We start from the raw sequence: 24,823 nt of genomic DNA on the forward strand, positions 1-24,823 counted from the left end.
ATGTTAAAATTTAGAAGCCTTTGCTAAAAGTTTGAGATGTAGCGCCTTAACTTCGTCCCTGGTTTTGGCTAAGTCGAGGTTTTCGATATGAAAATGGGCTTGTTTTAGTTTTTCTCCATCTTCCATCTGATTTTCAGTGCGGTCCACAACAGCCTTTTTGCCTACTTGATCCCGCTCCATTACCCGCTGTATGCGTATTTCAAAAGGTGCTGTCACCAATATGGTGCAATCGTACTTGTCTTGGGCATTGTTTTCAAATATCAATGCGGTTTCTTGGATAACGTACGGAGCTGACTGTGTTTCTGCCCATTCCAAAAAATGGTTTCTAACGGCTGGATGAACAATTGCATTCAATTTCTGCAATAATTTTTGGTCGGCAAAAACCTTTCCAGCAATAAATGTTCTATTCAAAATGCCATTTTCGTATGACTCCTCGCCCAATAGGTCGATAATGGCTTGCTTTACTTTCTCGGAGGATGCCATTAGTTGCTTGGCCTCTTTGTCTGAATCGTAAATGGGAACGCCCAATTCCTGAAACATTTTGGCCACAGTACTTTTGCCACTTCCAATCCCTCCTGTTAAACCCACTATCATCATTGCTGTTCCAATACAAAGTTTACCGTATTTTCCTCCATGCGAACATCGTACACATCTTCTGGTTTTTGGGAAAGACTCAAAAACAGGGTGCTACTACTTGATCCATTCAATTGGGCATAATCTGCTACAATTTCAAAATCACTTGCCGCTACCTCTTTCAATCGACCGATTGTGGCTTTACAAAGCACTGTTACCGAGTTCGGAAAGATTTTGGCCTGATACCCTTCTGGAAAGTTTATTCCTTTAATAGGCACTTCAAACACCTTTTCCGAGAACTTGGACACGCTCCCTGATACCTTTACTTGTGCAATCGAAAAAATGCTGTTATCCAGTCCTTTTGGAAAAACCAAGGCAGCATCTTTCAAAAAGTCAGTGTTTACATTGGTTAATTGTATTGGTACCGTTTTGATCACCCGTATGGTGTCAATTTCATTTTTAGGCCCTTTTACCTGAACAGAATCTGGCGAAATCCGCAGTTTTCCATCCAAAATGAAGTTTTGTTGTAATTTCAAATCAATGTTGGCCTCAATGGGTATTTTTTTGGTATCCACCTGATAAAGATTCACCACTAGTTGACGTCTATCCAATTCAATCAATGATATATTTTGTGATAGTTGGCGCTCCAACTGCCTTTTTAGTGGTGCTTCGTCCAAAAAATAGTTCCCGTTTTGATATGCAACTTGCGACACATCGATATCCATTCGTTGCTTAAAGAAATTATAGTACAAAAATTGAAAACCACTGGCCCTAAGCTTTGCCTCTATCTGTTCTTCCGAATGTGTTCCCAACAAAAGGGAATCGGGCAGGTTCCTATAATTGAGATTGAAATAGGCCCTTGATTCATAAGATTCCGATAAATTACTGATAAACCATGCCAAAAAAGAGCACAACAAAAACAGTGAAAATACCTTCACTTTTTTTTGATTGAGGCCTGGCATTACCTTTTTGAGCACGATTACTTTTTCTTGAAAAATAGTTTAGGAAACAGCTCCTCTGGTTCCTTTTTACTAAAGTTAAGCAACATTGTGGACTTGAAAAAACCGAGTCCATATCCTACAAACTGGGTCAAAGCTGCAAAAATTGATAAAATGGCAACTTTTAAATTTCCAGTTTTCACAAGTGCATCGAATAAAAGTACCGTAAAATAACATCCATATAACCACAATGGTAAATCAATTTCAAACCAAGCCAATAGCAATGCCAACAACAACCCCATTATAAATAGGGTCGGAAACCAATAGGTTGGTTTTGCGGTTCCTTTATGCCAATGGTTCAAAATGGGGCGCACCATTCCAAATTTGTTCACTTGAATGTAAAATTTGTTCCAATCGATACGCCTTTTATGGTACACAAAGGCATTGGGGAACAATCGGGTATCAAAACCCGCTTTCCATATTCTAAAAATAAGGTCAGGGTCTTCTCCTGGGTGAATCCTCCCAAAACCTCCTGTTTTTTCAAAGGCTTCTTTTGAAATACCCATATTAAAACTGCGGGGTTGGAACTTCCCAACAGATTTTTTCCCTCCACGAATTCCTCCTGTGGTAAAAAAAGAAGTCATGACATAATTAATGGCCTTTTGCACGGTCGTAAAAGAATCGTCGGCCGCGTCTGGACCACCAAAACAATGCACAAACTCATTTTGCAGCTCTGTATCGACTTCTGTTAAATACTGTGATGGAAGTATGCAATCGGAATCCAAAATGATATAGTAATCACCTTTAGCCTTTTCCATACCAAAATTTCGAGAATCCCCAGGGCCTGAGTTGGCTTTGAAGTAATACGAAATCTGAAGGTTTTTTTGATATGAATTCACCACTGATTCAGAACTTTCCAAAGAACCATCCTCCACAATCACCACTTCAAATTCTTTTTTGAAATCTTGTTTCTGGAGGCTGCCCAATAGCTCACGAACTTCTTCAGGCCTATTGTACACTGGAACAATTATGGAGAAATATCTGTTCATGTCAAAAAAAAAGAAAGCCACCCACTAACGGATGGCTTTACTTGCTATATGTTTTTCTTATTTCGAAAACTCGTCTATCACTTCTTGGCTTACCCCAGTGTTGGAGAAACCGCCATCGTGAAACAAGTTTTGCATGGTCACCTTTTTGGTTAAATCAGAAAATAAAGAAATGGTATAATCGGCACAATCAGCTGCAGTGGCATTGCCAAGCGGAGACATTTTTTCAGCGTAATTGATGAATCCATCAAAACCTTTTACACCCTGACCTGCTGTTGTTGGTGTAGGAGATTGAGAGATGGTGTTCACTCTTACTTTATGCTCTTTACCAAAGAAATAACCAAAGCTTCTCGCCACCGATTCCAAATACGCTTTGTTATCGGCCATATCGTTATAGTCTGGGAAAGTTCGTTGCGCGGCCATATAGGTCAATGCAACAATACTACCCCATTCGTTCATGGCTTCTGCTTTATATAATGACTGCATTACCTTATGGAAAGAAAGTGCGGAAACATCCCAACCTTTCTCCGTAAAACTGTAGTTCTCGTCCGTGTAATGCCTTCCCTTTCTCACGTTTACTGACATTCCGATGGAGTGAAGCACAAAATCGAGTTTACCACCCAAAATTTCCATGGATTTCTCCACCAAGTTTTTCAAATCTTCCTCGTTGGTAGCATCGGCAGGAATAATTTCTGAGTTGGTCTTCTCAGCAAGTTCTTTAATTTGTCCCATTCGCATAGCGATAGGTGCGTTGGTCAATACAAATGTACCTCCCTCTTCGTGAACTCTTTCTGCAGTTTTCCAGGCGATGGAGTTTTCGTCCAATGCGCCAAAAATGATTCCTTTCTTACCTTTTAAAAGATTGTATGCCATATTTTCTTTGAGTTGTTGATTGTTGTGCAAAGATATTTAAACTATTTTGAATGATTATCATTCCTTAAGGTCATACTGAACTTGATTCAGTATCCCATCTTGCCAATAATAATTATAATGAGACCCTGAATTGAATTCAGGGTGATGCCAATACGTTTCAGTTTTATTGCAATAGTTCCTTGGCATGGGCCAAAGCAGATTCTGAAAGGGTCTTCCCACCAAGCATTTCCGCAAGCTCCCGAACACGTTCTTCCGTATCCAATTGCTTAATGTGCGTACTGGTCCCTGCAGCACTTTCTTCCTTATATACTTTAAACTGATATTTTCCTTTGGATGCCACTTGCGGTAAATGGGTAATTGAAAATACCTGCATGGAATTTCCCATTTGCTGCATAATCTCGCCCATTCGGTTGGATATTTCTCCAGAAACTCCCGTGTCAATTTCATCGAACATCATGGTCGGTAAGTTTTCATATTCTGCCAAGATCGCTTTGATGACCAACATAATCCGCGATAATTCTCCACCCGATGCAACTTTTTTCAGTTCACCATAGTTAGAGCCCTTATTGGCAGAAAACAAGAATATCAATTCATCCTTTCCGTTGGTTTTAAACGAATTGGATGGGTTGATTTCAATAGTAAAACTAGCCGAAGGCATACCCAATAACGCCAATTGCTCTTGAAGCATTCCTTTAAGTTTTGGAATTACCTTGGTTCTATTGTCACTTATTTTTTTGGCCCAAACATTTACTTCTTGGGTAATTTTTTCCACTTCGGATTTCTTTGCCAAGATATTGGATTCCATATTGGCCACCACATCTACTTTTTCCGCCAATGTTTCCCGAATCTGAATCAACTCCTCCACAGAATCGGTATGGTGTTTCTTCTGTAAATCATAAAGCTGTTGCAATTGACCGTTCACTGTTTCCAATCGTTCCGGGTTGGCTTCCACCCCATCCTTCAACTGTTCGATTTCTGAGGCAACGTCATCCATTTCAATCAAAACCGATTGAATCCTTTCACTTAAAGTTTTATACTCTGCGCCGAATTCGGTCAACCCTTGAAACTCTCGTTTTAAATCAGCCAATCTACCTTGAACACCCAACTGCTCATCATTCAATAATTGATGACTGGCCGCCAATTTCTCCATGATTTGCTCCACATTGCTCAACTGCTCATATTCTTCCTCCAATGCTTCCTGAATGCCTGCTTTGAGTTTTGCGTCTTGAAGCTCTTTCAACAAAAAGCTGTTGTAGTCGTGTTCCTTATCGGCTTCAGCCTGAAAATCTTCCAAATCCTTAAGTTCCTTTGAAGCTTTTCTCAATTTGGCAAGTTCCCCCGAATATTCCGAAAGTAATGCTGCATTTCCTCCCAAAGCATCCAACACCTTCATTTGAAAATCATTTTCGGTGAGACGCAAGGTCTGGTGCTGTGAATGCACATCTACCAATCTATCTCCCAATGCACGCATCACATCCAAAGTCACCGGAGAATCGTTTATAAAGGCCCGTGATTTCCCGCTGGGCAATATCTCCCTGCGTAGAATGGTCACAGCTTCATAATCAAGGTCGTTCTTCTTAAAAAATGATTTTAAATCGTACTTGGAAACATCGAACTCCGCCTCGATAACGCATTTTTGTTCGGTATTTTTGAGCGAGGACAAATCGGCCCGATTGCCCAAAACCAAAGAAAGACCTCCCAAAAGAATTGATTTTCCTGCTCCTGTTTCCCCGGTTATTGTGGTGAAACCTTTGGAAAAGCCAACGCTAACGTCGTCAATTAAGGCATAATTTTGAATGGATAGATTTACTAGCAATTCTGAAGATTTTATCCGTAAAGATAAATTTCTTTGGAGAACTGCCCTAGTAATTTATTTCATTCCAAGTGCTGGAATAAAATGGGGCCACTTTGTTCAGTGTTTCCTTGAGTTTTACGATGTCGACCTTGGGACCATCGGAGAAGATATTTTGGATTTCTTCGGATTTGGCATCAAAAAACGTCTGGATCAAAAAGGCATTGGGCCTACGATTGATCAAGGTTTCGAACAAACGAAGACTTCCTGCAATAATTTGCTTGCCCGTGCTATTGTTATCCGCCAATACATCCAACCCTTTTCGATGGTAATTGTACATGGCAATGCGATATTCCCTAAAGGAATTGCTTAAAAGGTTATCCACCAGTTCAAATCGGGTACGATCTCCTGTATCCTGACTCCAACCACTATAACTGGAGCTTTGTGCTTGGGTCACTATATTCTGTGCTCTACGGTAAAAATCGTTGCCGCCTTCCAAAGAGAAGGTGTCGGCATCCAAGCCCAAAATAATATACACATAGTACGAAATTACGCCAACCAAATTGGAATCAAACGAGTTTGGATTGTACACCAAAGGCTGAAACTCCTGATATAGAAAATTAAAGGCGTTGTCCTTATAATTAAAAACGGGACTTTCATAGGAAGTATTAAAAACGGGTCGAGAGGACTGAATTTGGATATTGGCCTCAAAACGATCAGATTCGTATTGGGTCACGGTGATAAACATTCTTGCGCTCACCTTTTCATTCTCGCGATACACACGGTTGGTCCACTTACTTTTATTGATGAAATCGTTCAGGGAACGTTCCAAAGTCCTAAATATCTGTTGATTGGTCTGGTTCACCTGATCGGAGTTAACCGTTACGATACAATTGAGTTCTTGAGCAGAACCAGTTATTGAACCCGCACACAACAAAAAGTAAAACAGTAGTTTACGCATGAATTCTGGAGATGATTTCTTTCCAAATATCGGAAGCCACTTCGGACTTCTCTTTCACATCAAACGTTTTTATCTCCGAATTCTTGTCTATAAAGGTGATTTTATTGGTGCCCCCCCCAAAACCTGCGCCAGAATCTTTTAAGGAATTTAAAACGATAGCATCCAGATTCTTTCTGTGAAGCTTCCCTTTGGCATTTTTCAGTTCGTTTTCGGTCTCCAGGGCAAAACCGACCAAAAACTGTTGTTTTTTATTTTCCCCAAGAGAAAAAAGGATATCTGGGGTGCGCTCTAACTCAATATTAAGTTCCCCATCTTTCTTTTTCATTTTTTCTTCGGCCACATGCTTTGGACGGTAGTCGGCCACTGCGGCAGCACAAATCGCCACATCCATTGTTCCATAATATTGATGGCAAGCGTCGAACATTTCTTGGGCTGAAGTCACTCGAATCAATTCCACTTGACTGTTTTCCAATGATAATTGGGTAGGTCCAGACACCAAAACAACCTCGGCACCCAAATTGGCCGCTTTTTTGGCCAATTCAAAGCCCATAGTACCTGTGGAACGATTGCCTAAAAACCTGACAGGGTCTATCGCCTCGTGTGTTGGACCTGCCGTGATCAACACTTTTTTTCCAGTAAGAGGCAATCCCTTGCGCAAATCGGCTTCAATAAATTGAAGGATGTTTTCCGGTTCGGCCATACGTCCTTCTCCATGAAGTCCACTGGCCAATTCCCCTGATTCAGCAGGAATCATCACATTTCCAAAGGACTCTAATTTTTCAAGGGAGATCTTAGTAGACGCATGTTTATACATGTCCAAATCCATGGCCGGAGCAAAATACACCGGACACTTGGCCGATAGATAGGTTGCCAATAACAAATTATCGCAAGTACCATGGGCCATTTTGGAAAGCGTGTTGGCCGTAGCTGGGGCCACTAACATTAAATCGGCCCAAAGTCCCAACTCAACATGGTTGTTCCAAGACAGGCTTCCATCTTCTTCATTCACAAAATCCATCAAAACAGGATTCTTGGATAAGGTGGAAAGTGTGAGTGGGGAAACAAAAGAGCTGGCGCTCTGGGTCATTACAACTTTGACCTGAGCGCCAGCTTTTATCAATAACCTAACCAGAAATGTGGTCTTGTATGCGGCAATTCCTCCGGAAATACCCAAAAGGATGTTTTTACCGCTAAGCATTTCTTAGGCGTCTTTCTCTGTGTTTCTGTAATAGATTTTGTCTTCCAACCACTCTTGTACAGCCAAGGCGTGTGGTTTTGGCAACTTTTCGTAGAATTTGGAAACTTCGATTTGCTCTTTGTTCTCAAATACTTCTTCCAAACTATCGCTATAGGTTGCAAATTCTTCCAATTTCTCCAACAACTCTTTTTTAATTTCGGAGTTAATTTGGATAGCTCTTTTGGATGCAATGGAAATAGCTTCGTAAATGTTACCGGTGCTGGCATCGAACTCGTTTCTGTTCAATGTTTTGGTCGAAACCGGTGCCTTTGTATTTTTCAAATCTTGCATGTGCAGTGGTTTAAAAACTTTTTATTTTGATAGTGATGTGTTGTAGTTGCTCAATTCCTTTTGGATGGTCTCCGCAAGGTCATCTGCTTTTTTCTTAAACTGGGTTTCTGGAAAATAACGCATAAGGGTGTTATACGATTCCAAAGCGTCTTCCAGACGTTCTTGTTGTTTGTCCATTGTACTGTTCAACGCCAAAGTGGTCGCTGATTCAATACGGTAATATAATGCCTCTTCTCTATAAATAGAACCAGGGTTGTCGGTAATAAAGTTATCGAATGCCTCAATCGCAGAAATCAAAACTGGAAAGTTAAACTGCCCTAACTTATTGAACTGCTTGGCAATTTCAATTTGTTTTTTTTCTTTTTTGGCCGTCAACTCTTCTGCCATTGTATTTGCTTGGGCAAAATATTCCGATTCTGGGTATTGGTTGATAAAGGTTTGCAATTTTGCCAATGCCTTATCTGTATCTCCTTGATCTAGCGAGTATGCCGGGGAAAGCTCATAATAGCTTTTGGCACCCAAAAAACTGGCTTCTTGAATTTTATCACTTCTTGGATAGGATTTTACAAATCGTTCAAATTGATATCCTGCCAAGTAATAATCCTCTGTTTTAAAATAAGAATCAGCAAAAAAGAACATTACGCGCTCTCCCTGTGGTTTACCCACATATTTGGGGGCAATTTGCTCGAATAAACGAACAGCTCTTTTGTAATCTCCTTCGTTATAGAGTTTTTCTGCCATTTCGTACTTGGCCGCAACATCTGTATTTTTAAGTACTTTTTGGTACTCGCTACAGGATGCAAGCAAAACAACTGCACAACAAAGAAGAAGTATTGACCTCATTTTCAAAAACATTTTGCAAAATTAGTGATATTGAACGGATATAAAAAAAGAATTTTAACCACTCAAATGTAAATGGAACCTAGGCCAATCCCCAAGAATTTGGGCAACTTTTAACGAATTTTAAACATGGGCCCTATCCAAGGACTTTAAAAAGGAACCAATTTTATCCTTCAATCCTCTTGTTGCTTCCACTAATGGCAAGCGAACTACGGCAGTAGAAAGCCCCAAGCTTTCGAATACACTTTTAATGCCCGCCGGGTTGCCCTCTTCAAAAATAAGGGTCATCAAAGGCAATAGTTTATGTTGAATCTTATAGGCTTCTTCGGCATTTCCTTCGATGCCAAGATGAATCATTTGTGAAAACGCCGATGGCAATCCTTGTCCAAGCACCGAAATTACTCCAGCTCCTCCTGCCAAAACGGTAGGTAAGGCTGTAGGATCGTCCCCGGAAATAACCATGAAATCTTCAGGTTTTTCTTTAATGATCTTATCAATCTGAACCATATCGCCACAGGCTTCTTTTATGGCTATTATATTGGGCACCTCGTGCGCTAAACGCAATGTGGTTTCCGGCAACATGTTGCTCCCGGTTCTTGAGGGTACATTGTATAATATAACGGGTTTTGGTGACGCTTTGGCTATTGCTTTAAAATGCTGATAAATGCCCTCCTGTGTCGGTTTATTATAATATGGAGAAACAGAAAGAATGGCGTCAAACTCGGACAAATCCGAGGACTGGAGTTCGTCAACCACGGCCATCGTATTGTTGCCGCCGACGCCCAAAACCAAAGGCAAACGACCTGCATTGGTTCGAACAATCACATCGATAACCAATTGTTTATCTGCTTTGGAAAGTGTGGCGGATTCAGCAGTGGTCCCTAATACCACCAAATAATCGACACCTTCCTTTATATTAAACTCTACGATTCTTGTTAGTGCTTCTACATCAATTGAAGCATCATCCCTAAAGGGAGTTACCAACGCAACGCCTGTTCCAACCAACTGTTCCATTCTAAATTTCGTTTAAAACCTTTAAATACTTTTTCAATTCACTTTTGAACAATTTAAAATCGTTCAAGGGTGTATTTAAGATCAAATCGTTCAATTTTGGGTCCTGCGAGCCCAAACCAACTTTTAACCGGGCTGAGCTTTGTACCGAAAGTAGCTTCATCATTAAACTGTCCTCTTCGTAGTAATTGACCAACATATCGTATTCCCTGCCCAAAAACTCGAGTACGTAACCATTTTCTATCTGCCCTTTCCACCCTAAATCTTTATCTGAAAAAATCTGAATGGCATAAGGCGAATTTTTATCGTACTCTCTTTTGTACCCAATAATTTTAATGGCATTGGGTCTCAGTGAAAACTCCTCAATCAATTCGTAAAAGGCCTCGGCATTTTGGAAATTATCTACATCCACGATGCATCCAACACTACTAATGCCTTTCTCCCTAGCTACCGGTTTGGAAGGTTTATCCAACTCCTCCTTTAAATATTTTTGCCCGGATTTAACCTTAAATTTGTCTTGGAGTCCCCGTATAAACATATTTTTGTTGCATTTTTACAAAGGTAAATAATCTACCAAGACAACTTAGCAAAGATACGTACGTGAACTATTTAAATTTTAAACAATTTGTTGTATTTGCAACTTTTTGTTTTTTAATGTCCTGCAAGAATGAAACCGGTACACTTTCTGAAATACAGGGCCAACAAATCCCCATCGACTCCACATACTCGGCTGTAGATTCCATCTCAGATTTTGTTTTGCCTTATCGAAACCGTATTAATGAAGTTTTGGACAGCACGTTGGCCTATGCGCCAAAACCATTATTAACAAACGATGGTAAGCGTAGCACATCCATGGGAAATTTAATGGCAGATATTGTTTTTGAAGAAACAGCTCCCATTTTTAAATCGAGAACTGGGAACGACTTGGATTTTGTGGTTTTAAATGCTGGTGGTGTACGATCCATTATTTCGGCAGGAAATGTGACGGCACGCAATGCCTACGAGGTAATGCCTTTTGAAAACTATATTGTGGTCGTGGAATTGAGTGGTTCTGCCACAAGAAAATTGATCAATTTTGTTTCCAAGGCTACACGCAAGCACCCTATCTCACATATTCAGATCATAACCGATAAAAATAGGGCTTTGGAATCGGTGAACATTCAAGAAGAGCCCTTTGATGAATCCCGAAATTACTACGTTGCCACTTCCGATTATTTAGTGAACGGTGGACCGAGTGTTGGTTTTTTTGATGAAATTGTCTCGGTTACCGAAATCGATTATTTATTGCGAAATGCCATCATCGACCACTTTAAAAAAGTGGACACCCTTAAAGCTAATATCGACGACCGTTTTATTCAATTGGACCAATGAAAAGAAGAGACTTTATATCCAACACAGCCGCTGCCTCAACGTTAATTGGATTGGGAGGCCTTAGCCTGAACGGTTGTTCCAATTTGGGCAAAAAACATATTACCATTTTGCATACCAATGATGTGCACAGTCACATAGACCCATTTCCCAGTTCGCATTCTGAATACCCAAATTTGGGTGGTGTGGCACGCAGAGCTACTTTGGTGGAACAAATTCGAAATGAAAATCCAAACACCTTACTTTTTGATGCTGGTGATATTTTCCAAGGCACTCCTTATTTTAATTTTTATGGTGGGGAATTGGAATTTAAGCTGATGAGCATGCTCAACTATGATGCCTCAACCATCGGCAACCACGATTTTGACAATGGCATTGATGGACTTTTAGCACAAATGCCTTATGCTAATTTTGAAATGATCTCCGCCAACTACGATTTTTCGAACACGGTGCTGGACGGTTACGTTAAACCTTATAAAACGTATGTGTTGGATGGAGTGAAAATTGGGGTTTATGGCCTTGGCATTCAATTGGATGGACTCGTAACCAAACGCCTGTACAAGGAAACGGAATACCTCAACCCTTATGAAATTGCCTTGGACATGGAGCGCAGATTGAAGGAAGAAGAACAATGCGACCTCATCATTTGTCTTTCACATTTGGGGTACGATTACAAATTTCCAGACAAACCAAGCGACATTCAATTAGCACAAAAAACCCTCCATACCAACCTGATCATTGGTGGGCATACCCATACGTTTTTGGACAAACCCGATGTGCGCACCAACCAAAGTGGAGATGCCGTATTAGTAAACCAAGTGGGTTGTTATGGTATTCATTTGGGGCGAATCGACTTTTATTTTGATACCGATAAAAATGCTGCCGCCAAGGGTGTGAGTATTACGGTTTGATGCAGCACTAAACAATTAAGTTGGAATGTCATTTCAAGCTGTCGACCTAGGCGAAGTCGAAGGAGCTGTAGAGAAATCTATTTTTAATCAAAATTTCAGATATCAGAAATCGAACTTCTGACTTCTGACTTCTGACTTCTATAAAAAAGAGATTCTTCACTATGTTCAGAATGACACCTATCGAAAAATCAAAAAATATAACCTTCAATTTCTTACATCTCACATCTCAATACCAACACCTACAAACAAAAAACCACCGAACACTTTTTACAGCATTCGGTGGCAAACTATCAAGGGGTGGGAAAATTTATTTTTTATCTAGAAGCACGGATTTAGAGGTCCTTCATCATTGATTTGCCAATTAAAATTATTTATTAAGTCTTGACGTGCGGCAGCCCCTTCTCCGCACAAATAATTAACACCTTGTGCACCAAGAGAAATATCGAATAATTGAACTGATTCCATCTGGTTATTCCAACCTATCAAAGTATTGGAATAATTTTCTGGTGACATTCCAGAACCAAATAACATATCAGCCATACTTGTTACATTACTAAGGTTCCAATTCCCTAAATTTTGGTCAAATGCTGTTGAACCAGAAAACATTCCAGTAAATACTTCAGCACTTTGTGTATCCCAATTACTAATATCCCTATTAAAACTAGTGGCACCTTGGAACATATAATTGAAATCAGTTACATTTTGAACATTCCAAGTCTCTATATTACCATTAAAGTTGGTTGCATTAAGAAAAGTAAATGCCATCGAAGTTATATTTTGGGTATTCCAATTACTTAAATCAACATCAAATAATGTACACGATGCAAACATTACAGCCATATTGGTCACATTATCCAAATTAGGAGTGTCAACTGCATTATATTGCATATTAATACAGTTTTGAAATGCAGCATGCATGGATTGCCACACAATATCTCCCCATTGCTCAATAGAGACCAAAGCCTTCTTCGAGGTTTCATCAATTCCATCGCCCATTCGAATTGCTGGAAAATCTCCTGCAATGGCAACGGTATACACACCTGGGGCGTTGTAGGTATGCGATGGGTCTTGATCTGTGCGTTCTTCAACCGTTCCATCCCCCCAATCAATAGTATAATCGTATTGGTAATTGTCGAAGGTTGTTATGGATATCGTTCCTCCAGCGACTCCTTTCACTTCCCATTTGGTGATAAAAGAGCTTGGCAATTCAAATAGTTCATCATCAACATTCGACACCATTATTTGGACCATTACAACAATGTCTTCTTTTCCATCTGAAACACTTACTTGAATTTCATGTGAAGTACTTTTTTCATAATTCAAAGCCATTCCCTCCTCCAAAAAGATATCACCGTTTTCGGTAATTCTAAATAAATCGTTGTCGTTTTGTACAATTTGATATGCGATAGGGTCTCCATCTGGGTCTTCTGCTCCTAAATTTCCTATCAACTCTGTATCCAAAATATCTTCTTCCACTTCAAAATAGGTGTTCTCTACAATAGGCCCACCTAATTCAACATCAATTACGTTAATGACAACCTCCTTTTCCACCGTGTAGATGCCATCACTAACCGCCACGGTAATATTATGCTCTTGTTGTTCTGTGAAGTTCAGTTTTTTTCCGTCTGCCAGACTCAATTCTCCAGTTTCGCTTATTTTGAAAAGTTCATTGTCGTTTACGGTGATACTGAACGTAAGCTGATCATTATGTGGATCCGAAGCTGTAAACGTATCAATCACATAATCTGAGTCTATGTTTTCCTCTACTTCATAAGAATACGTTTCTTTTTCAAATTCTGGAGCCACATTAACATTGATTGTCATCTGAGCCGATGCCTCCATTTCTGAATCAGATACAGTTACTGTTATCTTGTGGGTGGGCTCAGTGTTAAAGTCAAGACTTTTTCCATCTTTCAATTTAAGGGCACCGCCAACATTGGCAATTTCAAATAGATCATTACTATTTTGGGCGATGGAATACACAAGCTTTGTTCCCACATTGGCATCATAAGCCTTTACCAGTCCAATTACATCTGCATCAGTTATGGCACCGGGAGGATTGAATGTTTGCTCATAGATAACGGGGCGCTGATTTGGAAATCCAGTAGAACCGTCGTCTTCGCTGCATGAAAACAAAGCGATAAAAACAAATAATCCTGATATGATAAAATTTCGTTTCATTTTTTTTAGGTTTTAAAAGGTTGCAAACAATGGCAAGTTGAAGTTTTTGTAGGGTTTTCTACACTTACAATTAACGCATGGGGTGTTTGGGTTTATGAATGACCCATATCAATTGATGGATATTTTTTATTTTCAATTAACAATGATCTATAATCAATTGAGAGGTTGAGAGTGATGAGTGATGGTAATATTCAAAAACTGACCTCTTTTGGGCAACAAATAATCTAACGCAATAAAGCCGCTGGTTGTCTTTTAGAATACCAGCGGCCTATAGAAAGAAAGGGTGGGAATTATTTTACTATTTAATTACAGTTTATACCATTATCTGTGTTAATGGTCCATTGATTATCCACCGTACGTTTAAATAAAAAACTGCCCTCCACATTTGGAAAGCAGTTTTTTACTTTTATGGTTTTTATGGTTGACCAAAAACAAACAAGCGGGTTTTAAGTGCTGTGTCTTCTGTTTTTCTTCCAAAACGGATATCTTTAAAATCCTCATATCCATTATAATTATCTCGGTCTTCAAAAAGCATTGTAACATTCGCTTCTTTAAAAACGATATCGGAACTGTTGAATACCTCGTTGGTCGCTGTAACAACTTCAGTGGGTATTGGTGGAAAGGAAATATTATCATCCGCAGAGAAACTTTGCCATTTAAATGTAAATGTATCGCTTGCGCTCACTTGAAAAGTGGTAGCCAACCAATCAATCTCGTCCATTGAAGTCGCCGTGATATCCAATTGTGATAATGTTTTATTATCAGCACTAAAGGTGGCATCAAGTTTTGTCATGGAAGTCAATATTTCTTGAAAGGCCTCATGCACATAAGTTTTACCGTTCAATTGTATTCTGGCATTGGTGTAGTAGTGGTCAAATACCTGATCTTCTGCATTTGGGACATGAAACTTGCTCTCGTATGGATTTCCCCCAAGATTTACATTTTCACGATATAAGGTCACAGCTGGAGAGTAACGTCCAGGACCCGTATGCCCTTGCACCATTAAACTGGCGGTGCTTAGAGAACTGTTGTCAGTAAAAGTATGGCTATCCATAGATGTATTCATGGCATTCAAAGGCAGTTCATGATTACCCGTTCCAAATGGAGTTGCATGGTAGTAACCTGCATCCCCAACTTTCAGGTACACATAGCCAAGGTTAAATTCATCATATACCTTAAACGAGCGCACTGTATTTTCGGCTATCGGATTGGTGTTTCCTCCTGAAAAAATCATTGCATAGTCGTGGTCGGGCACTTGTGTAAAAGTTACTGTGGCCTCCCCTATCTCGTTCCCATAATTTGTATAGGTTGGCTGTGAAGGACTGAAATCACCGGGAGTAACACCATGGTAGCTTGTAATTTTCCCATCGTTGCCATCATTATTCATATAATATCCCACAAAATGAACATCAAATGTTTCGTCATCAAAATCTGCAGGACGCTGCACAGTTTCCGCAAACGCACCTTCAGGAATTTCGGCAACATAAAGAATCTCCTTCTCCGGTGCCGGACTTGTAATATAGGTGAAATTGATGATGTCGGGTCCTGCACTCAAATAGCCATCAAAAATGTTATAATCTAGCAATACATTCTTCACTTCAACAGTAATACTGGCCGTGGCGGTGGCTCCCTCGTCATCAGTAACGGTGGCTTTTAACTCCACGCTGCCATCTTCCACATCTTTACTGTTCCAATTAAAAGTGTAGGGCGAAGCTGTTGCCTCAGATACTTTAACTCCTTTTGCATAAAATTCAACTTTCGCCACTGTACCATCATTGTCCGCGGCATTAACCTCAACAGTTATATCATTCCAAAGGTTACTTGCATTAGCCGCTGGGCTTACAAAGGAAACAGTTGGTTTTTGATTTTCAGGTTCGGGTGTTGGGGTAGGTTCATCATCTTTACTACAGGAAAATACCATAGCAAGAACCATCAAACTAAATAATAATTTTGTTTTCATTGTTTTAAAGGTTTTCATTGTTGTTTGTTACTTTATTGCCAGCAAGTTGCCGCAATAAATTGACTTAAAACCACTAGATCTTATGAATGCCCTTTATGAATTGATGGATGCGGTATTTGAGTTGATGTCCTAAAGTTAAAAAAGGTGATTTTTTTAAAGTTGAAGTTGAATAAAACGCAGCGAGATTTGAATTCCTTTGATTTATAGCTTACAATTAATTGTCATTTGGAGTAAATGGAGAAACGTTATCATTTATCCTTTGAGATTTGTATTGCCCTATTCCTAAAACCAAAAACCACCGAAAAACAATTACGCCCTTCGGTGGAAAACTATCAAGAGGTATGGGGATATAAGTTTAAAACTGAAATGTATTATAATGGATTTTTACTCGATTACGTTAATAGTTACTTCAGCCTTTGCACCAGCCAATCCATCGTGCACACCTATTAAAATAATATATTGCACAATTTCATTATTCAAACTCTTTCCTTCAGCAAGACTAACAACCCCTTCATCGGAAATAACAAAAAGATCATCTTCAGCATTAGCTAAAATCTGAAAACTTAGGGGGTCCTCATCTTCGTCAATAACTTTTACAACGCCAATTTCACCTAAATCGGTCACATTTTGAATAATCTCAAAGTTCAATGAACCTTTATCAATAACTGGTGCAACATTAAAATTAGCAACATTGATGGTCATCTCAGCTGATGCCTTATCAATTCCGTCGTAGACCTCAACAGTAATTTTATGTATTGTAGTCGCATCAAAATCAAGATTTTTACCCGCTCTAAGGGTAATGGCTCCAGATATTTCTGTTATCTCAAACAATGCATCGGTATCGTCCGTAATTTTGAAAATCAAATTATCAGTAATATCACCATCTGTAGCATACACATTGCCTACTACATAATCATCACTAATGTTTTCTTTGACTACAAAGCTTTGAGCTTCAATTTTTGGGGCACTATTCTCAAGTTTTTCTGGGGCAGCTGGGTCATCATCCTTACTACAAGACCATAATACAGCCATAACCATTACACCTAGAAATAAATTGTTCTTCATGATTTTTAAAGATTTTATTCTTGTTAATTATTTATTTCCGAGCAAGTTGAAGTAATTTATTAATGTGTAGCCCTCTGATCTTACCTATACCCTATCTGGGTTGATAAAATCAGGGTTTCAATTGATAGATTTTTTTTGAAGAAAGACCATTTTGTTCACCTGCTAAGCAAAAAGGTCAAAATGTAAAGGAAAGGCGTGGTAGTTTATGGTTAGATACTCCCACTCAATTTGTTACTATTAGGTATAGAGCGAAAATGACAGGTTCAGGAATAATTTATTCCTAAAAGTTGCTAATTAGTGATTGTTTATAGGTTCGCTTTCACTAATTGTTGAAGCTCCTCCTCCAAACTATGTTCGGGAAATGGTTGACCTGCTTGGCGATACCAGTAGCCAGCATTCCATTCATCGCCCTCTTTACGGTGCAAGTAGGCGTGAATCCAACTGCCCATGGTGGAATGCAGGTCTTGAGCAATGTTGTGCGATGACTCCCAATCACCCTTAGCATCAAACCAAAGGGATTGTAGCGCTAAGGACCATGAACGTGGTGGGGCAGATTTGTCTAAGGTTGCTTGAAATTCTTGATAAGTGCTGGGTACCATAGTTACAATTTTTGAAGAAATTCCTGTTCAGAGATTATAGGAACCCCCAAACTTTCCGCTTTGGTCTTTTTACTCGGACCCATATTATCACCTGCCACTACAAAGGTGGTTTTGGATGAAATGGATGAGGCCACTTTCCCCCCATTATCCTCAATCAATTTCTTTAAATCGCTACGACTAATAGATTCAAACACTCCAGAAACCACAAATGTTTGTCCTTTTAATTTATCGGTCTGGTTTTCCAATTGTGCTTCGGACAAAGAGAATTGCAATCCGTAAGATTTTAATCGGTCTACAATTTCCAAGTTGGTCGGTTCCGAGAAAAATTTGATGACACTTTCTGCAATGCGCTCCCCGATTTCATCCACTGCCACCAACTCCTCTTGGGATGCCGCCATCAATGCATCGATATTTTTATAGGCCTTTGCCAATTTTTTGGCCACGGTTTCACCAACATATCTAATTCCGAGCGCAAAAAGCACCCGTTCAAAAGGTATAGCTTTGGAGGCTTCTACCCCTTTTACCAAATTCTCCGCAGATTTCTCTGCCATTCGTTCCAAAGGCATTACTTGTTCCTTTGTTAAAGTGTACAAATCGGCATAATTGGCAATAAGCCCCTCTTTAAAAAGCAATTCCACGGTTTCACTTCCCATGCCCTCAATATCCATGGCCTTTCGGGAAATAAAATGCTGAATGCGCCCTGTTATTTGGGTGGGACACCCTGTATCGTTCGGACAAAAATGCTGCGCTTCGCCTTCTTTTCTAATGAGTTCCGTTCCGCATTCTGGGCAATTAGTGATGTATTGTGTTGGAATTGAATCCGTGGGACGTTTGGTGAAATCTACGCCTACAATTTTAGGAATAATCTCCCCTCCTTTTTCCACAAAAACGGTATCTCCTACGCGAACATCCAATTTTGCGATTTGGTCGGCATTGTGCAAAGAAGCTCTTTTTACCGTAGTTCCTGCCAAAAGAACAGGCTCCAGATTGGCAACTGGGGTTATGGCTCCCGTTCTTCCAACTTGATAGGTAATCTCATTTAAAACCGTACTTTCCTGTTCGGCCTTAAACTTATAGGCCATCGCCCAACGAGGGGATTTAGCGGTATATCCCAATTCCTCTTGATGCTGTATATTGTTGACTTTTACCACTACTCCATCTGTTTCGTATGGCAAATGATGACGATGGGTGTCCCAGTGATCTACAAATTGCATGACTTCGCTGGTAGATTTGCACAATTTCGCCACCGTGGGCACCTTAAAGCCCCATTCACGTGCTTTTTCGAGCATTTCAAATTGAGATTTGATGCCTAAATTATCACCAACAACGCTGTACAGCAAACACTCCAAAGGTCGTTGTGCCACCAAAGCACTGTCTTGTAGTTTTAAACTGCCCGAAGCGGTATTTCTCGGGTTCATATACGGGTCTTCCCCTGCTTCAATACGTTCTTGGTTCATTTTGGCAAAGCCTTCAAGCGTCAATATAATTTCACCTCGGATATCAAATTTCGGAGGATAATCGCCTTTCAATTGCAAGGGAACCGACTTTATGGTTTTGATGTTGTTGGTCACATCATCCCCCTGAAAACCATCACCACGGGTAACGGCACGTATCAATTTCCCCTCTTCATAGGTAAGGCTTATGGAGGCTCCGTCATACTTTAATTCACAGGTGAATTCCACTTGCACATCACCCAGAATACGTTGAATGCGCTTTTCCCAATCTTCCAAGTCTTCTTTGGAATAGGAATTATCCAATGAATACATGCGCTGTTCATGGGCAATGGTTTCAAAATTTTTGGTGACCATTCCCCCAACCCGCAAAGTTGGTGAGGTCGGGTCTTGAAACTCTGGATGCTCAGCCTCCAATTTTTGAAGCTCCTTGAGTTTCATATCGAACTCAAAATCGGAAATGGACGGCTGGTCCAGTACGTAATATTTATAGTTGTGTTCGCGAAGTTCTTGCCTTAGCGATTGTATCTGCTGTTCAATGTTCATATTTTTCTTTTTCAAGATGAAAAAACACCACCTAGTCTCCTTTATGCTTCGACTCCGCTCAGTATACGGACTTTGTCCCCTTTAGCATTCTGTCGTTACCGAAAATATCCTTGCGCAGTTCAATTTCCGAAAAATTATGGGCTTTCAAAAGTGCCGCTGACTCTTCGCCTAAATATTGGTTGATTTCAAAATACAGTATGCCTTTTTCAACCAAATACCTTTTTGAAAACTGGGCAATGGCATCATAAAAAACCAAAGGATTGTTGTCATCCACAAATAGCGCTAAATGTGGTTCAAAATCTTTTACATTCTTTTGAATTTCCAACTTTTCCAATTCCCGCACATAGGGTGGATTTGAAACGATGATGTCAAATTTAAGTTCAAATTCAAGTTCAGATTTAAGGATGTCTTGTTGGATGAAGGCTATCTCTACACCATTATTCTTAGCATTTTCCTTGGCAACCTTAAGGGCTGCTTCGGACACATCTATGGCGTAGACTTTTGCTTTCGGTAGATGTTTGGCCAAGGCTATGGCTATACAACCGCTACCGGTTCCGATGTCTAAAATTCTTAGAGGTTGGTCATTGAGCGGAGTCGAAATGACACTTCGATTGCGCTCAGCGTCCAGAATCCATTGCACCAGTTCTTCGGTTTCTGGTCGGGGAATCAACACATTTTCATTCACCTGAAGCTCCAAATCCATAAAATGGGCCGTACCTAATATATATTGTATGGGCTTTTGCAATTTAAGTTCTGCCAATGCTTCGAAAAGGGGCTGTTCCTCTGTCTTGGTCAACACATATTGCGGTTGAAGGGCCAAGATAAAACGTTCCAACTTCAAATAATGTTCGATACAATGATAAAAGAAAGAATCAATCTCCTCCTTGGGAAAGATTTCACCCAATTCTTTGTGGAAAATATTTTTGATTTCCCTTAGCAGCATTACAACTTTTTAAGCATCCAAACTGGGCAAGAATAATGTCCCGTGTTGCCCATGGGGGCATCGATGTATTCAAATCCGTTTTTTTTGTATAATTTTTGGGCCGCTTCCATGTAGGGCATGGTTTCTAAATAGCATTGTTCAAAACCAAACTCCTGGGCCTTTTCAAGGCAAGCAGAAATCATTTTTGCCCCCAAACCTTTACCTCGCGCTTCTTCCAAAAAATACATCTTTTGAAGCTCACAAACGTTGCCCTCGTAATTGTCTAGCTTAGCTACACCTGCACAGCCTATGATTCTACCTTCGTGCTCCACCACAAAATAAGCAGCCTTGGGCACATTGTAGTTGGAATACATATCGTCCAAAGCCTTATCGGCATAGGCAGTTCCCACTTTGGGCACTCCCATATCCTCAAAAACTTTGCGTATTACTTGGGCCACCTGTTCGTTGTCTTCGGGGGTTATTTCACGAATCACCGTATCTCCCATATTGTGTTTTAATTGTTCTATTTTTGTGGGGTGAATATACATCAAAAATACCTCCTTCGCTGCATCGAATTAGGCAAAAAAGGGCTCGGGTCCACAGCTCCAAATCCTATGGTGGGATGTGTGATTGTGCACAACGGTAAAATCATCTCAGAAGGTTTTACCAGTCCCTACGGTGGACCACATGCCGAAGTAAATGCCATTAATGCCTTAAATAACAAGGAAGTATTGTCCGAATGTTCTCTTTATGTGACATTGGAGCCATGTTCCCATTATGGCAAAACCCCGCCTTGTGCCGACTTGATTGCACAACATCAATTCAAAGAGATATTTATTGGCTTACAAGATCCACACGATAAAGTAGCAGGACAAGGGATTGTAAAATTGGTGGAAGCTGGATGCCAAGTTTCTGTTGGTATTCTAGAAGAGGAATGTAGAGCCCATCACAAACGATTTTTAACTTTTCAAGAAAAAAAGAGACCTTATATTATATTAAAGTGGGCCGAAACCTCGGATGGTTTTTTGGCGCCAGAAGATTCCCTTCGTGAATCTGCTCCACAACCCTATTGGATTACCAACCGCTATTCCAAACAATGGGTACACCAATGGCGAAGTGAAGAACAAGCCATTTTGGTGGGCACTCAAACAGTTTTAAAAGACAATCCAAAACTTACTGTTCGGAATTGGAGCGGAAAAAACCCGATTCGGGTGGTTTTAGATAGGACTTTGAAAATTGACACAGCGTTCCATGTGCTGGATAAAAGCGTAAAAACTATTGTCATCACTGAAATAGATGACCACTCGAAACATGTTGATGGAGTAGATTATGCCATCATTGATTTTGAGCAACCCTTGGCAAAACAGATTTGTGATGTATTGTTTCAACATCATATTACCAGCATCATAATAGAAGGTGGGGCAAAGACCCTACAAACCTTTATTAATGAAAATCTATGGGACGAGGCTCGAATTTTTCAAGGTCAAGTCCGTTTTGAGTCTGGAATTCCTGCGCCAAAAATCAACGGTGGCAAGCTCAAGCATACCCAATCAATTTTAACCGACACCCTATCTATTTACCACAATGATTAAGAACATCATTTTTGATTTTGGCGATGTACTCATCAATTTGGATAAACCTGCAACAGCACGCGCCATGCTCGATTACGGTTTTACTGGAATTACGTCTGACCTACAGCATCTATTCAATTCGTATGAAAAAGGATTGGTGGCGTCGGATGAATTTTTGGATGAAGTCTCAGCACACTTTCCTAAGGCTAGTCGGGAATATTTAACCCAAGCATGGAATGCCATTTTACTTGATTTCCCAGAAAAACGCCTACAGTTTTTGGAAAATCTAGCCCAAGAAAACCAATACAAATTGTTTTTGCTGAGCAATACCAATGACCTTCATATCGAACATGTGAAATCCAGCATGGGCATGGAACGATTTAACCGTTTTAAAAATACCTTCGACGTATTTTACCTGAGTCACGAAATGGGTATGCGCAAACCTGATTCCGAAATTTATGAGTTTGTACTTGAGCAAAATCAATTGGAACCGACCGAAACTTTTTTCGTTGATGACCTAAAGGAAAATACTGATTCAGCAGCTCAATTGGGCATCAAGGTTTGGAACCTTCAGGTAGGCCAAGAGGATATTCTTCAACTTAAATCCAAACTCTAAATGATTGCACTGTCCCTAAGCGTTCTTAGCTCCACTTGGATTTTTGTGGTCTTTAAACTGTACGATGTGTACAAAGTACAAACCTTGGTCGCTATCATCGTCAATTACATTACTGCCTGTTTGGTGGGGCTTACCTTATATAAAGGAACATTAAATGTTAGTGAGATTATTGGGTCTTCTTGGATTTGGGGACCCGTTTTTATGGGGGTACTTTTTATCACCATTTTTAATTTAATGGCGAAAACATCGCAGGTCGCTGGGGTATCCGTAGCCTCTGTAGCTACCAAAATGAGTTTAGTGATTCCTGTTTTGCTGGGTATGCTATTATATAATGAGCGATTGAGTTTTATTGAAGTAGCGGGAATTGTACTGGCTCTAACCGCCGTATATCTGGTTTCCGCCAAGGGCAAAGGACTTCATGTAGACCGTAAGCATTTGATTCTCCCTTTTTTGGTATTTCTAGGTTCGGGAGTTATTGATGCCAGCATCAAATATTTTGAAGAGGTGCATTTGAGCGACCATGAGATTCCCATTTTCTCTTCCATGATTTTTGGATTTGCAGCCCTTTCTGGTTTGTTTTTTATTGCCTTCAAATCCAACAAATCCGAAATGAAACTTAACCTTAAAAATATTTTGGGCGGAGTGGCTTTGGGCATTCCCAATTATTTTTCCATTTATTTTCTTATTCAAGCGCTTCGTTCCGACCTGTTGAGCAGTGCCGCAGTTTTTACCATTAATAATGTTGCCATCGTTATGTTATCCACTCTCGTGGGTATTCTTTTATTTAAGGAGAAGCTAAGTGCAAAAAATTGGGGCGGGGTGGCCATTGCTATTTTGAGTATAATATTGGTAGCTTTGTTTTAATGGAGCAAGAAGATGTATATCGTACGTTGAACCGACCTTCCACCGAGATATTATATAAGGATAGAAAAAGTAAATTCTTTGCACAGGTATTCCCCGTCAATTCTGAAGATGATGTAAAACCGATTGTGGAAGAACTTCGAAAAAAATACCATACGGCCAATCATGTCTGTTATGCTTGGCAATTGGGAATCGAGAATCCAACGTACAGAGCAAATGATGATGGTGAACCGAACAATTCAGCAGGCATGCCCATCTATGGTCAGATTCAATCTTTTGATGTGACCAATGTATTGGTTACGGTCACCCGAATCTTTGGCGGAACTAAATTAGGGGTTGGTGGACTGATTCAAGCTTATAAAACTGCTGCACAAATGGCTTTGGAAGAAGCCAGGATTGTTGAGAAGGTTTTAGAAACCCGTTTTACCCTCAAATTTGGATATCCGGACATGGATATAGTGATGCGCACCATCAAACAAAAGAACCTTACTGTGGTGGACCAAAAATTGGAGCTGGATTGTGAGTTGCTCATCTCAGTTCGACAGAGTGAAGCGGAACAAACGTTTCAACTTTTCGATGAAATGCACACCATCCAAATTAAGCGCTTGGATTAGCCTTACAGTTTATCTAAAATATAGTCGGGACATCGAATAGGTCGACCCGTATTTTTATCCATAAAGGCCAACACGGTGTTTCCTGTTGCAAGAAGCTCTCCTGCTTCATTTTTTACAACATAATCAAACTCTATCTTAACCATGGGTTTTGACTTCAATCGCGTCTCTACGGTTAATAAATCATCATAAAGCGCAGATTTTTTATAGTCAATATGCAAAGATATTACGGGTAGCATCACACCATTATCCTCCATACTCTTATAGGTTACCCCCAATGCTCTTAGCCATTCCACCCGACCCATTTCCAAATATTGGGCATAGTTCCCATGATAAACTACCCCCATTTGGTCGGTTTCTGCATATCGAACCCGAAAAGAATAAGAATTTAGACCCATATTTTAACTTAAAAATTATATATTTAGAAGCTTTGTTAATACAGCGTCAACATGCGAAAAAAAAAGAAAAGATTCAATGACAAATTGATTTTTTTTTTAAAAGATTTGTTCACATATTTGTCGCATCCAATAAGCATCTATATACCTTTAGATGTTTAATCTATAGTATTAACACTAACCACTAAAACAAGGAAAAACTTC

The 24,823-nt window shown here is 39.9% G+C and carries 25 protein-coding genes; 6 read left to right on the forward strand and 19 right to left on the reverse strand.

What is annotated here, in order from left to right:
* Nucleotides 1-3: 3 nt before the first annotated feature.
* From coaE to ABT310_RS15005, 11 genes are all read right to left on the reverse strand, one after another.
* Nucleotides 4-597, reverse strand: coding sequence for a dephospho-CoA kinase (gene coaE / locus ABT310_RS14955; RefSeq protein ID WP_375324696.1), 594 nt, complete (start codon nucleotides 595-597; stop codon nucleotides 4-6).
* Nucleotides 594-1,511, reverse strand: coding sequence for a YbbR-like domain-containing protein (locus ABT310_RS14960; RefSeq protein ID WP_375324697.1), 918 nt, complete (start codon nucleotides 1,509-1,511; stop codon nucleotides 594-596). The genes coaE and ABT310_RS14960 overlap by 4 nt, the downstream gene beginning before the upstream one ends.
* Nucleotides 1,512-1,552: 41 nt before the next feature.
* A complete protein-coding gene (locus tag ABT310_RS14965; protein WP_375324698.1) occupies nucleotides 1,553-2,560 on the reverse strand; it encodes a glycosyltransferase in 1,008 nt (335 codons plus the stop codon).
* Between the two features lie 57 nt (nucleotides 2,561-2,617).
* A complete protein-coding gene (locus ABT310_RS14970) occupies nucleotides 2,618-3,430 on the reverse strand; it encodes an enoyl-ACP reductase (RefSeq protein WP_375324699.1) in 813 nt (270 codons plus the stop codon).
* A 163-nt stretch (nucleotides 3,431-3,593) separates the two neighbouring features.
* A complete protein-coding gene (recN, locus tag ABT310_RS14975; protein WP_375324700.1) occupies nucleotides 3,594-5,246 on the reverse strand; it encodes a DNA repair protein RecN in 1,653 nt (550 codons plus the stop codon).
* 46 nt (nucleotides 5,247-5,292) lie between these two features.
* On the reverse strand, nucleotides 5,293-6,183 hold the full coding sequence (locus ABT310_RS14980) for a DUF4835 family protein (RefSeq protein ID WP_375324701.1): 891 nt from the start codon (nucleotides 6,181-6,183) through the stop codon (nucleotides 5,293-5,295).
* Complete coding sequence (gene coaBC, locus ABT310_RS14985) at nucleotides 6,176-7,381, reverse strand: bifunctional phosphopantothenoylcysteine decarboxylase/phosphopantothenate--cysteine ligase CoaBC (protein WP_375324702.1); 1,206 nt, start codon at nucleotides 7,379-7,381, stop codon at nucleotides 6,176-6,178. Before coaBC ends, ABT310_RS14980 begins: the two co-directional genes overlap by 8 nt.
* Before the next feature lie 3 nt (nucleotides 7,382-7,384).
* A complete protein-coding gene (locus ABT310_RS14990; protein WP_090295544.1) occupies nucleotides 7,385-7,711 on the reverse strand; it encodes a DNA-directed RNA polymerase subunit omega in 327 nt (108 codons plus the stop codon).
* A gap of 21 nt (nucleotides 7,712-7,732) precedes the next feature.
* Entirely contained in the window at nucleotides 7,733-8,566 is an 834-nt protein-coding gene (locus ABT310_RS14995; protein ID WP_375324703.1) for an outer membrane protein assembly factor BamD, read from the reverse strand.
* A 108-nt stretch (nucleotides 8,567-8,674) separates the two neighbouring features.
* Nucleotides 8,675-9,565, reverse strand: a complete 891-nt coding sequence (gene dapA / locus ABT310_RS15000; protein ID WP_375324704.1) for a 4-hydroxy-tetrahydrodipicolinate synthase — start codon at nucleotides 9,563-9,565, stop codon at nucleotides 8,675-8,677.
* Nucleotide 9,566: 1 nt separating this feature from the next.
* Complete coding sequence (locus ABT310_RS15005) at nucleotides 9,567-10,100, reverse strand: hypothetical protein (protein WP_375324705.1); 534 nt, start codon at nucleotides 10,098-10,100, stop codon at nucleotides 9,567-9,569.
* A gap of 116 nt (nucleotides 10,101-10,216) precedes the next feature.
* On the opposite strand from ABT310_RS15005, the gene ABT310_RS15010 reads away from it, so the two are divergent.
* Together ABT310_RS15010 and ABT310_RS15015 are read left to right on the forward strand one after the other, a co-directional pair.
* Nucleotides 10,217-10,933: a 5'-nucleotidase C-terminal domain-containing protein gene (locus ABT310_RS15010; protein WP_375324706.1), complete on the forward strand. Its 717-nt coding sequence runs from the start codon at nucleotides 10,217-10,219 to the stop codon at nucleotides 10,931-10,933.
* Nucleotides 10,930-11,841: a metallophosphatase gene (locus ABT310_RS15015; protein WP_375324707.1), complete on the forward strand. Its 912-nt coding sequence runs from the start codon at nucleotides 10,930-10,932 to the stop codon at nucleotides 11,839-11,841. The genes ABT310_RS15010 and ABT310_RS15015 overlap by 4 nt, the downstream gene beginning before the upstream one ends.
* A 318-nt stretch (nucleotides 11,842-12,159) precedes the next feature.
* Here the strand turns inward: ABT310_RS15015 and ABT310_RS15020 are convergent, their stop codons facing one another.
* From ABT310_RS15020 to ABT310_RS15050, 7 genes are all read right to left on the reverse strand, one after another.
* The gene (locus ABT310_RS15020; RefSeq protein ID WP_375324708.1) at nucleotides 12,160-14,022 is read right to left on the reverse strand and encodes a BspA family leucine-rich repeat surface protein; all 1,863 of its coding nucleotides are present in this window, start codon (nucleotides 14,020-14,022) and stop codon (nucleotides 12,160-12,162) included.
* A 415-nt stretch (nucleotides 14,023-14,437) separates the two neighbouring features.
* Nucleotides 14,438-15,982 carry an Ig-like domain-containing protein gene (locus ABT310_RS15025; RefSeq protein ID WP_375324709.1) on the reverse strand — a complete coding sequence of 515 codons (1,545 nt, stop codon included), beginning with the start codon at nucleotides 15,980-15,982 and terminating at the stop codon, nucleotides 14,438-14,440.
* A gap of 384 nt (nucleotides 15,983-16,366) precedes the next feature.
* On the reverse strand, nucleotides 16,367-17,047 hold the full coding sequence (locus tag ABT310_RS15030) for a cadherin repeat domain-containing protein (protein WP_375324710.1): 681 nt from the start codon (nucleotides 17,045-17,047) through the stop codon (nucleotides 16,367-16,369).
* A 305-nt stretch (nucleotides 17,048-17,352) separates the two neighbouring features.
* Nucleotides 17,353-17,646 (reverse strand): hypothetical protein, encoded by a 294-nt coding sequence (locus ABT310_RS15035; protein WP_375324711.1) that lies wholly within the window; start codon nucleotides 17,644-17,646, stop codon nucleotides 17,353-17,355.
* A gap of 2 nt (nucleotides 17,647-17,648) precedes the next feature.
* The gene (gene ligA / locus ABT310_RS15040) at nucleotides 17,649-19,643 is read right to left on the reverse strand and encodes an NAD-dependent DNA ligase LigA (protein WP_375324712.1); all 1,995 of its coding nucleotides are present in this window, start codon (nucleotides 19,641-19,643) and stop codon (nucleotides 17,649-17,651) included.
* A gap of 58 nt (nucleotides 19,644-19,701) precedes the next feature.
* Entirely contained in the window at nucleotides 19,702-20,586 is an 885-nt protein-coding gene (gene prmC / locus ABT310_RS15045) for a peptide chain release factor N(5)-glutamine methyltransferase (RefSeq protein WP_375324713.1), read from the reverse strand.
* Nucleotides 20,586-21,071 carry a GNAT family N-acetyltransferase gene (locus ABT310_RS15050; RefSeq protein WP_375324714.1) on the reverse strand — a complete coding sequence of 162 codons (486 nt, stop codon included), beginning with the start codon at nucleotides 21,069-21,071 and terminating at the stop codon, nucleotides 20,586-20,588. Before ABT310_RS15050 ends, prmC begins: the two co-directional genes overlap by 1 nt.
* Before the next feature lie 30 nt (nucleotides 21,072-21,101).
* Here ABT310_RS15050 and ribD point away from each other — a divergent pair, with 30 nt between their 5' ends.
* The 4 genes from ribD to ABT310_RS15070 are packed head-to-tail and all read left to right on the forward strand — an operon-like array spanning nucleotide 21,102 to nucleotide 24,227.
* The gene (gene ribD, locus ABT310_RS15055; protein ID WP_375324715.1) at nucleotides 21,102-22,157 is read left to right on the forward strand and encodes a bifunctional diaminohydroxyphosphoribosylaminopyrimidine deaminase/5-amino-6-(5-phosphoribosylamino)uracil reductase RibD; all 1,056 of its coding nucleotides are present in this window, start codon (nucleotides 21,102-21,104) and stop codon (nucleotides 22,155-22,157) included.
* A complete protein-coding gene (locus tag ABT310_RS15060) occupies nucleotides 22,150-22,752 on the forward strand; it encodes an HAD family hydrolase (protein ID WP_375324716.1) in 603 nt (200 codons plus the stop codon). Before ribD ends, ABT310_RS15060 begins: the two co-directional genes overlap by 8 nt.
* A complete protein-coding gene (locus tag ABT310_RS15065) occupies nucleotides 22,753-23,616 on the forward strand; it encodes an EamA family transporter (RefSeq protein ID WP_375324717.1) in 864 nt (287 codons plus the stop codon).
* A complete protein-coding gene (locus ABT310_RS15070) occupies nucleotides 23,616-24,227 on the forward strand; it encodes an IMPACT family protein (RefSeq protein ID WP_375324718.1) in 612 nt (203 codons plus the stop codon). The genes ABT310_RS15065 and ABT310_RS15070 overlap by 1 nt, the downstream gene beginning before the upstream one ends.
* A gap of 2 nt (nucleotides 24,228-24,229) precedes the next feature.
* On the opposite strand, the gene ABT310_RS15075 is transcribed toward ABT310_RS15070, so the two are convergent.
* Complete coding sequence (locus ABT310_RS15075; RefSeq protein ID WP_375324719.1) at nucleotides 24,230-24,622, reverse strand: acyl-CoA thioesterase; 393 nt, start codon at nucleotides 24,620-24,622, stop codon at nucleotides 24,230-24,232.
* Between the last annotated feature and the right edge of the window lie 201 nt (nucleotides 24,623-24,823).

This window comes from Flagellimonas cixiensis, from assembly GCF_042134615.1.
GTDB classification, from domain to species: Bacteria; Bacteroidota; Bacteroidia; order Flavobacteriales; family Flavobacteriaceae; genus Flagellimonas; species Flagellimonas cixiensis.